Source organism: Bradyrhizobium semiaridum (genome assembly GCF_020329505.1).
Classification (GTDB): Bacteria; Pseudomonadota; Alphaproteobacteria; order Rhizobiales; family Xanthobacteraceae; genus Bradyrhizobium; species Bradyrhizobium semiaridum.
Map to the genome: position 1 here is coordinate 21,414 of NZ_JAGKJJ010000008.1, position 13,893 is coordinate 35,306.

At 65.7% G+C, this 13,893-nt stretch carries 12 protein-coding genes; 9 read left to right on the top strand and 3 right to left on the bottom strand.

The features are described 5' to 3' along the window. Window positions 1-51 precede the first annotated feature (51 nt). A complete protein-coding gene (locus tag J6500_RS12300) occupies window positions 52-1,026 on the top strand; it encodes an IclR family transcriptional regulator (protein WP_225712968.1) in 975 nt (324 codons plus the stop codon). Beyond that, window positions 956-2,515, top strand: a complete 1,560-nt coding sequence (locus J6500_RS12305) for an acyl-CoA carboxylase subunit beta (protein WP_225712969.1) — start codon at window positions 956-958, stop codon at window positions 2,513-2,515. Before J6500_RS12300 ends, J6500_RS12305 begins: the two co-directional genes overlap by 71 nt. A 126-nt stretch (window positions 2,516-2,641) precedes the next feature. Here the strand turns inward: J6500_RS12305 and J6500_RS12310 are convergent, their stop codons facing one another. Beyond that, a complete protein-coding gene (locus J6500_RS12310) occupies window positions 2,642-3,805 on the bottom strand; it encodes a patatin-like phospholipase family protein (RefSeq protein ID WP_225712970.1) in 1,164 nt (387 codons plus the stop codon). Window positions 3,806-4,025: 220 nt separating this feature from the next. Here J6500_RS12310 and J6500_RS12315 point away from each other — a divergent pair, with 220 nt between their 5' ends. From J6500_RS12315 to J6500_RS12325, 3 genes are all read left to right on the top strand, one after another. After that, the gene (locus tag J6500_RS12315) at window positions 4,026-4,808 is read left to right on the top strand and encodes an acetoacetate decarboxylase (RefSeq protein WP_225712971.1); all 783 of its coding nucleotides are present in this window, start codon (window positions 4,026-4,028) and stop codon (window positions 4,806-4,808) included. Between the two features lie 166 nt (window positions 4,809-4,974). Beyond that, complete coding sequence (locus J6500_RS12320) at window positions 4,975-5,997, top strand: transporter (RefSeq protein WP_225712972.1); 1,023 nt, start codon at window positions 4,975-4,977, stop codon at window positions 5,995-5,997. An 84-nt stretch (window positions 5,998-6,081) separates the two neighbouring features. After that, window positions 6,082-7,302 carry a carbohydrate porin gene (locus J6500_RS12325; RefSeq protein ID WP_225712973.1) on the top strand — a complete coding sequence of 407 codons (1,221 nt, stop codon included), beginning with the start codon at window positions 6,082-6,084 and terminating at the stop codon, window positions 7,300-7,302. On the opposite strand, the gene J6500_RS12330 is transcribed toward J6500_RS12325, so the two are convergent. Beyond that, window positions 7,260-8,489, bottom strand: coding sequence for an MFS transporter (locus J6500_RS12330; RefSeq protein WP_225712974.1), 1,230 nt, complete (start codon window positions 8,487-8,489; stop codon window positions 7,260-7,262). The genes J6500_RS12325 and J6500_RS12330 overlap by 43 nt on opposite strands. A 327-nt stretch (window positions 8,490-8,816) precedes the next feature. Then, window positions 8,817-10,013 carry an acetyl-CoA C-acyltransferase gene (locus tag J6500_RS12335; protein ID WP_225712975.1) on the bottom strand — a complete coding sequence of 399 codons (1,197 nt, stop codon included), beginning with the start codon at window positions 10,011-10,013 and terminating at the stop codon, window positions 8,817-8,819. 159 nt (window positions 10,014-10,172) lie between these two features. On the opposite strand from J6500_RS12335, the gene J6500_RS12340 reads away from it, so the two are divergent. The 4 genes from J6500_RS12340 (at window position 10,173) to J6500_RS12355 (ending at window position 13,893) form a co-directional block, all read left to right on the top strand. Further along, entirely contained in the window at window positions 10,173-10,685 is a 513-nt protein-coding gene (locus J6500_RS12340; RefSeq protein ID WP_225712976.1) for an MFS transporter, read from the top strand. A gap of 282 nt (window positions 10,686-10,967) precedes the next feature. Next, the gene (locus J6500_RS12345; protein ID WP_225712977.1) at window positions 10,968-12,272 is read left to right on the top strand and encodes an MFS transporter; all 1,305 of its coding nucleotides are present in this window, start codon (window positions 10,968-10,970) and stop codon (window positions 12,270-12,272) included. 54 nt (window positions 12,273-12,326) lie between these two features. Beyond that, on the top strand, window positions 12,327-13,109 hold the full coding sequence (locus J6500_RS12350) for a maleate cis-trans isomerase family protein (RefSeq protein ID WP_225712978.1): 783 nt from the start codon (window positions 12,327-12,329) through the stop codon (window positions 13,107-13,109). Then, the gene (locus tag J6500_RS12355; protein ID WP_225712979.1) at window positions 13,102-13,893 is read left to right on the top strand and encodes a GntR family transcriptional regulator; all 792 of its coding nucleotides are present in this window, start codon (window positions 13,102-13,104) and stop codon (window positions 13,891-13,893) included. The genes J6500_RS12350 and J6500_RS12355 overlap by 8 nt, the downstream gene beginning before the upstream one ends.

A 13,893-nucleotide genomic window follows, 5' to 3' on the forward strand; every position in this document is an offset into this window, starting at 1 on the left:
TTCTTCTGCAAGTGGAATTTTATTCCGCATGACGGAATGGAGCCAAAACAAATGGGACGGCGCTCGGAACGGCTTAGCAGGCAGGGAATGCTCGCCAGCGAGACAGGCGATGGCGATGTGATCCAGGTGGTGTCGCGCGCCTTCGATGTGTTGCGGTGCTTCGAGGGGCACGAGGCGCGGCTCGGCAATCTCGAAATCTCCAACCGCTGCGGCTTGCCGCGCTCGACGGTGTCGCGGCTGACGCACACGCTGACGCGGATGGGACAGCTCGTCTATCTGCCGCGCGACCAGAAATATCGCATCGGCCCGAGCGCGGTGGCGATGAGCACCTCGATGATGAAGGGGCTGCAGCTGCGCAACCTGATCCGGCTGCGCCTGCAGGATGTCGCGGACCAATTGCCCGGCACGGTGGGCTTCGTCATCCCCGACCGCTTTCATCTCGTCTATCTCGAATTTGCCCGCGCTGCGAACGCGCTCGGCTTGCATGAGGCGACCGGCAGCCGCATCTCGATGGCGACCACCGCCGCGGGTCATGCCTACACCGCCGCGCTCGATCCGGTGATCGGCGATGCGCTGATCGCCGAGATGGAAGGCGAGTTGCCCGACAGCGCAAAGCTGCTGACGCCGCGCATCGAGGCCAACCGCCGTCATCTGCAGGAGCACGGCTATGTCGTCGCCTGCGGCCTGTGGAGCCCGCACATCAATGGCGTCGCGGTGCCGGTGTGGTCGCCGCAATATCAGACCTATGTGGTCACCACCATCGGCCTGCTGTCGGCGATGTATGACGAAGCGCGGCTGCATCGCGACGTCGCGCCGCAAATGGTCGAGCTCGGCGCCGCGATCGGCAGCCTGCTCGAAGGCGCCGACGGCGACATCTTCGCCAATCGGATTGAGCGCAAACCGCTTCCGGTGACGGTCCATAACAACAACAAGATCATCAAGACGGAGGCAAGGAATGAACTGGAAGCCGGAACTCGACGACCTCGCCCGGCGCGAAGCGTTCGCGCGGGAGATGGGAGGCGTTGACAAGGTCAAGCGGCAGCGTGACCAGGGCCGGCTCACGGTTCGCGAGCGCATCGACGGGCTCGTCGACCAGAACAGCTTTCACGAGATCGGCGCCATCTCCGGCATCGCCGAATACGACGAGAACAACGAACTCAAGCATCTGACGCCGGCGAACTGCGTGTTCGGCCGCGCCAGGATCGACGGCCGCACCGTGGTTGTCGTCGGCGACGACTTTACGGTGCGCGGCGGCTCCGCCGATGCGTCGATCTCCGCCAAGCCGCTGATGGCGGAGGAGATGGCGCATGACTTCCGCCTGCCGATCATCCGCGTCATCGAAGGCTCCGGCGGCGGCGGCTCGGTGAAGACGATCGAGACCAGGGGCGCGGCCAATCTGCCCGGCGGCGTCGGTGGCACGCGCTGGTACTGGTACACGACCGCCAATCTCGCGCGTGTGCCTGTCGTTGGCCTCGGCCTGGGCTCGGTCGCCGGCTTAGGTGCCGCGAGGCTGGCAGCGACGCATTATTCCGTGATGACCAAGAGCTCGGCGATGTTCGTCGCCGGCCCGCCGGTGGTGAAGCGCCTTGGGCAGGACCTGACCAAGCAGGAGCTCGGCGGCGCCGACATCCAGACCCGCGCCGGCGCGATCGACCAGGCTGTCGAGACGGAGGAGGAGGCGTTCGCCTACGCAAAGCGCTTCCTGTCCTATCTGCCGTCGTCGGTCTACGAGCTGCCGCCGACCATTGCCTGCACCGACGACCCCGAGCGCGCCGACGAATCGTTGCTGAAGGCGGTGCCGCGCAATCGCCGGCAGGTCTACAAGATGCGCCCCATCATCGAGGCCGTCGTCGACAAGGGCTCGTTCTTCGAAGTGGCGACGAATTTCGGCCGTCCGATCATCACTGGCCTCGCGCGGATCGAGGGCAGGGCGGTGCTGCTGCTCGCCAGCGATCCATTCCACTACGGCGGCTCGTGGACCGCGGATGCCTGCGCCAAAGTGGTGCGCTGGGTCGACTTCGCCGAGACCTTCCATCTTCCGGTGGTCTATCTGATGGACTGCCCCGGCTTCATGATCGGGCTCGAGGCCGAGAAGTCCGCCACCATCCGTCACGGCGTGCGGGCGATGGCGGCGGTGAACCAGAGCACGGTGCCGTGGTGCACCATCATCATCCGCAACGCGTTCGGCGTCGCCGGCGTGGTGCACCAGCCGGCCAACCGCTTCTCGATGCGCTACGCCTGGCCGTCGGCCTATTGGGGCTCGCTGCCGCTCGAAGGCGGCATCGAGGCGGCCTACCGCGCCGAGATCGAGGCAGCCGCCGATCCCGCGGCGAAGCTGCAGGAGATCGAGGATCGCCTCAACAAGCTGCGCTCGCCGTTCCGCTCGGCCGAGAAGTTCTGGGTCGAGGAGGTGATCGATCCGCGCAAGACGCGCTCGCTGCTCTGCGAGTTCGCGCGGCTGGCCGAGCCGATCCGCACACCGGGCCCGCCGCGCAACATGTCGACGCGGCCGTAACGATCGCGACAAACACCGCTTGTCATGCGCGGGCTTGACCCGCGCATCCATCGTCCGCGTCGCGGACAAATGATTCAAGCGAAGCGGATGGATTGCCAGGTCAAGCCCGGCAATGACGACCGCCTTCTACTCGCTCTCCCGATGCACGTCGTGGATCACGATGCCCATGCCGTTCTCCGGCATCTTGATCCAGTCGCGCCGCTTCAGCGAGCGCTTGGTGTCCTCGTGTCCGCTGGCCCAATGTTCGCGCATCGAGGTGCCGGAGAATTCGTGGTCCTTGGCGTCGCCCTCATAGGCCTTCTGCTGATAGATCAGCTGCAGCAGCGTGATCCCGGGCAGCCGGCTGTTCGCCTTCTTGAGCTGGCGCTCCTCGTCCGACAGCTGATCGTCGGGGATCTTCCCCAGCGCGTTGTGCAGGGCGGTGCGCAGCGCATAGGTCTTGCGGTAGACGTCGGTGTTGTAGCGGGTGCGCGAGGAATACATGATGTCCTTGTGGCGGGCCATCACGTCCTGGATGTCGCGCGGCAGCGCGCCGCGCGCCGAGAACAGGTCGACCTGGAACACCAGCGAGTTGGCGTTGTCCTCCTGGTCGAGCAGATGCTGCAGCGGCGTGTTGGACACGATGCCGCCATCCCAGAAATGATCGGTGCCGACCTTCACCATCGGCAGCGCCGGCGGCAGCGCGCCGCTCGCCATGATGTGCTCGGGGATGATCTCGTCATGCGCGTTGTCGAAATAGATGAAGTTGCCCGACAGCACGTTCACCGCGCCGACCGCGAAGCGGATCTTCTTGGAATTGATGCGGTCGAAATCGACCAGCTCGAGCAGCGACTCGCGCAGCGGCGTGGTGTCGTAATAGCTGGTCGCGGTGCGCGCGCCGGCCGGGCTGAACCACGGGTTGGTCGCATGCGGGGTGAAGAAGCCGGGCTGGCCCAGCGTCGTCGTCATCCATGAGCTGGTGAGATTGCGCGCCTTGCGGAAGATGTCGCCGTCGGGCGTGTAGTGCCAGATCTTGCGGCTGGTGATGCGGTCCCAGAAGATGTGCAGCCGCTCCAGCCGCTTTTCCGGCGGATTGCCGGCGATGATCGCCGAGTTGATCGCGCCGATCGAGACGCCGCACACCCAGTCCGGCTCGATGTTGGATTCGTGCAGTGCCTGGTAGACGCCGGCCTGATAGGCGCCGAGCGCGCCGCCCCCTTGCAGCACGAGCGCCACGCGATCGCAGCCCTCGGGACGCCAGCCGGGCGTTGCGTGATCGATGTCCTGGAAATGAGGGGATCGCGCGTCCATCATCGGCACTCCAAAATTTTCGGCGAGAATTCAGCCCGCCGATGACGCCGTGATGACAATTCCGGCGTCTGCGCGCGCCGCGTTCGGCATGCCTGCCTGCATGGTTGGCATTGACCTCGACCTCACCCCGCCGGTCATCCGGCTGACGGAAATCCCTCATATCGCTGTCAATCTCGGCCGTTAGCCTTTCCGCAATACTTTTAAACAGGGGGTTATTGCGATGCGCAGGGAAGATCTGCTCAAGCTTCCGTCGATGCCGGCCGCCGGCCCGAGCTATCCCGCCGGCCCCTATCGCTTCATCGATCGCGAATTCCTCGTCATCACCTACGAGACCGACCCCGAGCTGATCCGCGCCGGACTGCCCGAGCCGCTGGAGCCAATCGAGCAGCCGATCGTGCACTATGAATGGATCAAGATGCCCGACTCGTCCGGCTTCGGCAGCTACACCGAGTCCGGCCTCGTGATCCCGGCGCGTCTGCATGGCGAGGAGGTCAACTTCGTCTGCCAGATGTATCTCGACGATGATCCGCCGATCGCGGCCGGCCGCGAGATCTGGGGCTTTCCGAAGAAATACGCCCATCCCAAGCTCGAGATCGTCAAGGACACGCTGACCGGGACGCTGGAATATGCCGGCCAGCTCGTCGCCATGGGCACCATGGGCTACAAGCACGAGAGCATGGCGGGCAATGGCGACGTCACCCGCGCCACGCTGTCGAAGACGCAAATCAATCTGAAGATGATCCCGGGCGTCGACGGCCATCTCGAGATCTGTCAGCTCGTCGCGATCAACCTGACCGACATCGTCGTCAAGGGCTCGTGGATCGGACCGGGCCGGCTGCATCTGGTGCCGCATGTCAACGCGCCGGTTGCCGATTTCCAGGTCAAGCGCGTCGTCGGCGCGCATCATTTCCTCGCCGACCTGACGCTGCCGTTCGGCCGCGTCGTGCATGACTACAACAAGGAAGCCGCGGAGGCGACGCCGACCGGGCTCGCGGCGGAGTAGGGCTGTCGCTGACATAAAACTGTAACAGGCGCGTCTTCCTATGCTGCGACAGAGGGACGCGCCTGACTGGTTTTGCGCGTGGGCGGGGTATTGAGCATGTCATTTCGCGCGACTGCCTGTGTGATCTTGTTCACGACTTCCTTGGCCCATTCTTTGGAGACCGGTCATGCTGGCTGATCGGCCTCCCGCCAATGTCGTTACGTCGCTGCTGACGCCAGGGGCTGTCCCCGGCTTGGTCTGGGCGTTTCGCCTGCATCACGACGGCCGCGCCGAGGCGCTGCCGATCGATGCGCCGATCGAGCCCAGCCACGATGGACGGCTCTGGCTGCACTTCAATTTGACCGACGTCCGCACCCGGGCGTGGCTTGCCAATCTTCACATCCCGCAGCTGGCACGCGACCTGCTGCTCTCCAATGACAATTTCCAGCAGATCCACATCGTCGACCATTGCGTCTACGGCGTGTTCTCAGATCTGGTGCGCGACATCAACGAGGCGACGCGGGAGACCGGCTATCTCCGCTTCGCCATGACCGAGCGCCTGCTGATCAGCGGCCGCCATCAGGCGCTCTGCGCGGTCGATGCGACGCGCCGCGTGCTCGAGAGCGGCCACCGCGTCGACAGCGTCGCTTCGCTGCTGGAGAAGATCGTCGACGAGATCGCCGATACCATGGACCGCATGGCGGACAAGATCGGCACCGATCTCGATGCGATCGAGGAGCGGGTGCTCACCAACGACACCGGATCCGAGCTGCGCAGCGGTCTCAGCAAGATGCGGCGCACCTGCGTGCGGCTGCATCGCCAGCTCGCCGGCCTGCGCGTGCTGTTCCACCGGCTCGAGCAGAAGAACACCGACAATCTCTCGCCGGCGCTGCGCTTGCAGGCCGGCAAGCTGGCGCAGCGGCTCGACGGCCTCGACCACGACATCGTCGAGCTGCACGAGCGCAGCCGCCTGCTGGAGGAGGAGCTGCGCTTCAAGCTGGAAGAGGAAAGCAACCGGCATCTGCACGCGCTCTCGGTGGTCACCATGATGCTACTGCCGCCGACGCTGGTCACCGGCATCTTCGGCATGAACACCAAGGGACTGCCGCTGACCGACACGGACAGCGGCTTCCTGGTCGCGGCCGGATTGCTGATTGGCTCGTCGCTGCTCGCCTATCTGGTCATGCGGCGGCTCGGGATCGTCAGATAGGGCGATTGCAGCGCGGTAGCCGCCATGTGCAGAGTTCTCTTCCGCGCAGCCCTGGTGTCCGCGGCGCTCGTGCTCTGCGCGTCCATGACGCCCACGCGCGCCGAGGACAAGCCGGTCGCCGACCGGATCGCGGACGCGCGCGCCGCGCTGGAGGAGGCCGGCTACCAGTTCAGCATGACCTATATCGGGGAGGGGTTTGGCAACGCCGCGGGCGGCGTCAGCACCGGGAAGGCCTATACCGGCCGTCTCGACCTCGGCACCACGATCGACCTCGAGAAGGTGATGGGCTGGACCGGCGCGACCTTCCACGCCAACATGTTTCAGATCCACGGCGATGGGCTGTCGCGCGGCTATGTCGGCAATCTGTTTCTGGTGTCCGGGGTCGAGTCGCTGCCGGCAACGCGGCTTTACGAGCTCTGGATCGAGCAGAAGCTGCTGGAGGGCAGGCTGTCGATACGCTTCGGTCAGCAGGGCTCCGACGTCGAGTTCATCGACAGCCAATACGATGACATCTTCATCAATTCGGCGCTGGGCTGGCCCGGCATCACCGGCGTCAATCTCCCGGCCGGTGGACCCTCGCCGGCGCTCGCCGTGCCCGGCATCCGCATCAAGGCAGGCCTGACCGACCGTCTGACGGCCTATCTGGGGCTGTTCAACGGTTCGTCCGCGCCGCCGCAGGCAACCGAGGACCCGCAACTCGCCAACCCGCACGGGATTTTGTTTCGCGTCAATGATCCGCCCTGGTGGATCGGCCAGCTCAAGTACAAGTTCGATATCGGCGAGAGCAGGCTGCCGGCGACGATCACCGGCGGTGCCTGGTATCACATGATGTCGTTCGCCGATCAGCGCTTCGGCGCCGATGGGCTCTCGCTCGCCGATCCGAACAGCTCCGGCGAGACGCGGTGGCTGCGGCGGGACAACGGCATCTTCATGGTCTACGAACAGCTGCTGGCGCGCGCCAGGCCGGACGTGGACAAGGGCGTCGCTTTTTTCATGCGCGCGTCGATCAGCCCCTCCGACCGCAATCTGATCAGCGCCTATGTCGACGGCGGCTTCCTGTTCGCCGGCTTCAGCGAAAGTTTCCCGGACGACCGGTTCGGCATCGCCGGGATATTCGGCAAGATTTCCAGCGCTGCCCGCGCGCTCGACCGCGAAACACAGATCTTCACCGGCACGGCGTACCCGATCCGCGACTATGAAGCGGTCCTCGAGATCACCTACCAGCACGTCGTGAATGCCAATTTCACGATGCAGCCGATGTTTCAGTACATCGCCCATCCCGGCGGCGGCAATGCCGGAAGGTAGCTCTGATAGACCGTGCGCGACAGGCCGGCGCCGAATGCGGCCGCGCCGGCGCCGAGCTGGTGGCCGGCGAAGATCCAGCCGAACACCAGATTGGCGCGCTCGGCGCCGAAGCGCTGCGCGGTCAGGCGCACCGTCGGCGGCACGGTGGCGATCCAGTCGAGCCCGTAGAACATCGCGAACAGCGACAAGCCGTAGAACGAGAAGTCGGAGAACGGAAGGAACAGCAGCGACAGCCCGCGCAGGCCGTAATACCAGAACAGCAGCCAGCGATTGTCATAACGGTCCGACAGCCAGCCTGAGATGATGGTGCCGAAGAAGTCGAAGATGCCCATCGCGGCGAGCAGGCTCGCGGCCTGCACCTGGGGGATGCCGAAGTCGAGACACATCGGAATCAAATGGACCTGGACCAGGCCGTTGGTCGAGGCGCCGCAGACGAAGAAGGTCGCGAACAGGATCCAGAACACCGAGGACTTCGAGGAGTCGCGCAGCGTGCCGAGCGCCGCCGCCATGATCGGCGCATTGGCCGGCGGCGGGGCAGGCAGCGGCGCAGTGCCCTCGTCGCCGAACGGGCGGAGGCCGACATCGCTGGGCCGGTCGCACATCACCATCAGCACGGCAAAGGCGGCGACGCAAAGCAAGACGCAGACCAGTCCCAGCGCGATGCGCCAGCCGTAGCGTTCGGTGAGGGTGGCGAGCAGCGGCAGGAAGGCAAGCTGGCCGGTGGCGACGCTCGCGGTCAGGATGCCGACCACCAGGCCGCGGCGCGCCACGAACCAGCGCGCGGCGATGGTCGCGCCGAGCACCAGCGCGGTCATGCCGGTGCCGATCCCGATCACCACGCCCCACAGCAGGATCAATTGCCAGACCTGCGTCATCGCCAGCGAGGCGAGCAAGCCCGTGACCACGACCAGCTGCGCGGCGAGCGTCACGTTGCGCAGGCCGTAGCGGTTGAGCAGCGCGGCAGCGAACGGCGCCATCAGCCCGAACAGGATGAAGCGGATCGACAGCGCCGAGGAGATCTCGGCGGTGGACCAGCCGAACTCCTTTTGCAACGGCACGATGAAGACGCCGGGCGCGCCGACGGTGCCGGCCGAGATCAGCGCGGCGAAGAAGGTGACGCCGACCATCACCCAGCCATAATGGATGTTGCGGCGGGCGAGGGAGGAAGCAAGCCAGTTCGAGATCATTGGGCCCCGGATGAATGATGCAGAGGGATTGGTTCGTGATGCCTAATATGCCACGGGGAAGCTATGTCTAAAATGACATAGTTCCCTCATTTTCGGACTCAGTGACCCCTGAGCCTTATCTGCGGGTGGACTCGGTTGCGCGGTCTCGCCAACACCCGTCGTCCTGGCGAAAGCCAGGACCCATAACCACCGAATTTGGTTGAATACAGGATAGTTGCCCCGGCGTCGCGCAACGGCGAGCGACTGTGGTAATAGGTCCTGGCTTTCGCCAGGACGACGCTGAATGCATTCACACTCTGTCACCATGGTCGTCCCGTAGCCGCAAGGCTAATTCGTCACCCGCTCCACCGCGATCGCGGTGGCTTCGCCGCCGCCGATGCACAGGGCGGCGACGCCGCGCTTCAAATTCTGCGCCTCCAGCGCGTGCAGCAGGGTCACGATCAGCCGCGCGCCGGTGGCGCCGATCGGGTGGCCGAGCGCGCATGCGCCGCCGTTGATGTTGAGCTTGTCGCGGGGAATGCCGAGGTCGCGCTGCGCCGCCATCGCGACGACGGCAAAAGCTTCGTTGATCTCGAACAGGTCGACATCGCCGACGCTCCAGCCGACCTTGTCGAGCAGCTTCCGGATCGCCGGGATCGGCGCCGTGGTGAACCATTGCGGCTCCTGGCTGTGGGTGGCGTGGCCCTTGATCTCGGCGAACACCGGCAGCCCGTCGCGATCGGCGAGCGAGCGTCGCGCCAGCACCAGCGCCGCCGCGCCGTCGGCATTGGCCGAGGAGGCAGCCGGCGTGATGGTGCCGTTGGCGCGGAACGCCGGCTTCAGGCCGGGGATCTTGGCCGGATCGACTTTCAGCGGATGCTCATCATTGCCGATGATGCGCGGCCCGGCTTTTTCCTGCAGCGTGATCGGTGCGATCTCAGCCTTGAAGGCACCGCCCTCGACCGCCTTGCGGGCGCGGCTCAGCGTCTCCATCGCATAGGTGTCCTGGTCGGCGCGGGTGAACTGATAGGCCTCCGCGGTCGCCTCGCCGAAATCGCCCATCGAGCGGCCGGTCTCATAGGCGTCCTCCAGCCCGTCCATCATCATGTGATCGATGATGCGGTCGTGGCCGGCGCGGTAGCCACCGCGTGCCTTCTGCAACAGATACGGCGCGTTGCTCATGCTCTCCATGCCGCCTGACACCACGATCTCCGCCGAGCCGGCCCTGATGATGTCGTGGCCGAGCATGGTGGCCTTCATGCCGGAGCCGCAGACCTTGTTGACGGTGGTGGCGCCGGTGGCATCGGGCAGTTTGGCGCCGCGCGCGGCCTGGCGGGCAGGGGCCTGGCCCTGGCCGGCCGGCAGCACGTTGCCCATGAACACCTCATCGACCCGCTCCGGCGCAAGCCTGGCCCGCTCGAGCGCCGCGCCGATCACATGGGCGCCGAGCTTGTGCGCGGCGAACGGCGTGAGTTCCCCCATGAAGCGGCCGAGCGGGGTGCGCGCGGCGGACAGGATGACGACGGGATCGGTGCTGGTTGCCATGGCAGGACTCCCTTCAGTGCCGGGTATTTTATTGAATTATACGCATCATATGATGCGCCGCAAAAAATGCAATCGCGGCAGACATGAGAAATTGTCGTGATCGCATGAGACGAATCGGGAGGGGCTGGCGGTTCGTAGCCGGATGGAGCGTTCTCTACGATGCCGTCGCCACAGATTCGCTGTCGTCCCTGCGCGCTGGTTGCGGCGTGGGCGCTCGGCGCCGTCAGCGTGATCGCCATTCCCGGCCAGATCCTGCTCGGCGGATTGTCCGACCGCATCGGCCGCGAATGGATCTGGACCGCGGGCTGCCTCGGCTTTGCAGTCTCATACGCGGCGCCGTTGGCGCTGGAGGTTTGGCCGTCGAACGCACTGCTCTACGCCATGGTGTTCGCGCAGGGCTTCTTCGGTTACACGCTGACCTCGGTGATGGGACCGATCGTCGCCGAAATCTTCGAGGGAGCGCATTACGGCGCGATATTCGGCACCATCACCATCGCGCTGATCGGCGGCGGCGCCGCGGGTCCGTGGATCGCCGGTGTCATTCATGACGTGACCGGAAGCTATCGGCTCGCGTTCCTGCTGATCATCGCCGGCTGCCTGGTGTCATCAGTACTGATCTGGATCGCGGGGCCGCGCAACGTGCGTCGCGTCCCGGGGCGCGAGCGGCGATGACGATGCGCATGGCGAACGGCGCGCGCCGCCGCACGGGCGCTTCTCATGGCTACGCCGGCCGGCTTGTGCCCAAACCCTCGCCACCGGCTGATCAATAATCCATCGACTGTAATGATAAATCTAACAATATCAATATTATAATGGAAATTGTATGCAGAATACAAAATGTGCTTGTCGCGTCGCTGTCATTCGCGCAGACTTCGCGCGGGCAGGACCGGCGGCCGACCTTCGCTGGCGAAGGTCACGGGGCAGGCGAGAACAGCTGCCGGAGAGGAGCGAACCATGAGCGAACAGGTGTCCACCATCGCGATGACGGACGCGGCAAAACCGAGCGGCGTGCGCTGGAAGATCTTTCTGCTGATGCTGTTCCTGATCTCGATCAACTATATCGACCGCGCCTCGCTGTCGGTCGCGATGCCGCTGATCGCCAAGGAGTTCGATATCGATCCGGCGATGCAGGGCCTGATCCTCAGCTCGTTCTTCTGGACCTACGCCTTCATGCAAGTGCCGGGCGGCATGCTCGCCGATCGCTACAAGCCGCGGATCGTGATCGCGGCGGCGACGTTCTTCTGGGGTGCATTCCAGGCGCTCGCCGCGCTCTCGACGAGCTGGTTCCTGCTGCTCTTGACCCGGCTCGGCCTCGGCGCATCGGAGGCGCCGATCTATCCCGCCGGCGGCAAGCTCAACGCGATCTGGATGACGCAGACCGAGCGCGGCCGCGGCGCCACCTTGCTGGACGGCGGCGCGCCGCTCGGCGCCGCGCTCGGTGCGATCGTGATCGCCTGGCTGATCGCCGCCTTCGATTCCTGGCGCACGGCCTTTGTCATCGCCGGCGTCGGCACCATGCTGTGCGGCATCTGGGCCTGGCAGTACATCCGCAACGCGCCGCGCGAGCACCCTGGCGTCAACGAGGCGGAAGCGCGCTATCTCGAGGAAGCGCATGCGATCGAGGACGCGGCGACGCCTGCGGCTTCGGGCGCGGGCTGGATGGCCTATTTCCGCTTCCGCTCGGTGTGGTGCATGTGCCTCGGCTGGATGTTCTTCAACACCACCTTCTACGGGCTCCTGACCTGGATGCCGAACTATCTGTTCAAGGTGCACGGCTTCGACATCAAGGCGCTCGGCGGCGCGTCCTTCATCATCTTCTTCGCCGGCTTCGTTGGCGAACTGGTCGGCGGCTGGATCGGCGATCGCTGGCGCGAGAAGGGCGGCTCGCCGAACATGGTGTTCCGCACGCTGTTCGGCATCGCGGCCATCATGGCGACGGTGTCGATCTTCCTGGTCGCCTACGTCACCAATCCGGTCGCGGTCGTGGTGCTGCTGTCGACCACGCTGTTCTTCCTGCGCTGGTGCGGGATGTACTGGGCGATTCCCTCGGCGCTGGCGGGCCGCGGCAAGTCCGGCTTCCTCGGCGGCTGCATGAATCTCGGCGGCAACATCGCCGGCATCACGACGCCCTTGATCGTCGGCTTCATCGTGCAGGCCACCGGATCGTACTTCCTGGCGCTGATGTATTTCGCCGCCGCCGGCATCGCGCTGTTGATCTGCTCGACCCTGATCGACTACAGCCGCAAGCTGCCGGTGTAGAACTATAACGGCCGAGCCTCGACGGAGGCTCGGCCGATTTGATGAGGCTCCAAGATGACACGTCCCGTCCGCCTCGGCATGCTGACGCCGTCCTCGAACACCGCGCTCGAGCCGATCACCTGTGCGATGCTGGCCGGCGTCGGCGACATGTCGGTGCATTTCTCGCGCTTCAAGGTGACCGAGATCGCGCTGTCGGACGCGGCGCTGCGCCAGTTCGACGCCAGCGAGATCCTGCGCGCCGCAGAGTTGCTTGGTCATGCCAAGGTCGACGTCATCGCCTGGAACGGCACCTCCGCGAGCTGGCTCGGCTTCGACCGCGACGAAAGACTCTGCGAGCAGATCACGGCATCGACCGGGATCAAGGCCCGCACCACGGTGCTGGCCTATCGCGACCTGCTGCGGCGGATCGGGGCTCGGCGTATTGGACTGGTGACGCCGTATCGCGACGACGTCCAGCAGAAGATCATCGCCAACTGGAATTCGGAAGGGCTCCATTGCTTCGCCGAACGGCATCTGGCGCTACAGGACAATTTCTCCTTTGCCGAGGTGCCGGAAGCTGAGGTCGCCGCTCTGATCGAGGGGGTCATCCGCGAAGGCTGCGATGCCGCCGTGGTGCTCTGCACCAACATGCGTGGCGCCGGCGCCGCGGAGCGGCTGGAGCGGGAGTACCGCGTCCCGGTGCTGGATTCGATTGCCGTGACGTTGTGGGCGTGTCTGCTCGCCACCGGCTGCGATCCGTCGCGCATTCGGGGGTGGGGCAGCCTGTTCACGAATCCCGATCTGCGCGCCAATGTCGCCGTCGGGGCGAACACTGAGATGAAGGCGAACCGTGACTGACATCAAAACGATCAGGCGCAATAAGGATCCCAAGCGCCCGCGCCCGGTGACGGCGCAGCAGCGGCGGCGCCTGCGCGTGCCGCGGACCGGCCTGCACGAGCAGGCGGCGGCGCGGCTGCGCACCATGATCGTGCGCGGCGAGCTGGAGCCCGGCCAGCAACTGGGCGAGGCGGACCTGTCCGGCGCGCTCGGCATTTCGCGCACCCCGCTGCGCGAGGCGCTGAAGCAGCTCGCGAGCGAGGGCCTGGTCGAGCTGCGACTCAACCATAGCGCCGTCGTCGCGCCGTTCCGCCGCGCCGAGCTGACCGAACTGTTCGAGGCCGTCAGCGGCATCGAGCGCTGCGCCGCCGAGCTCGCCGCCGTCCGCATGGAGGCGGGCGACTTCGAACGGCTCGAAGCCTTGCAGGACAAGATCGAATGGCATCATGGCCGCGGCGAGCTGCGCGAATATTTCCAGACTAACCAGCTGATCCACTCGGCCATCGTCGGCTTCGCCCGCAACGCGGTGCTGAAGGCAACGCACGAGGCGCTGCTGGCGCGGGCGGAGCGCGCGCGCTTCTTCGCGCTGTCGGTGCTCGGGCGCTGGGATGAATCAGTGCGCGAGCACCAGGAGATCCTGGCCGCGCTGAAGGCGCGCGATGCCGCGCGGGCCGGGCAGGTGCTGGCGCATCACGTGCGCCGCACCGGCGAGATCGTGGTCGAAACGCTCGATGAGACGGCGGACACCGCCGCTGTGCCCGAGGTGCCCACAAGGCCGCGCGGCCGCAAGACAGGGAAGGCCTGA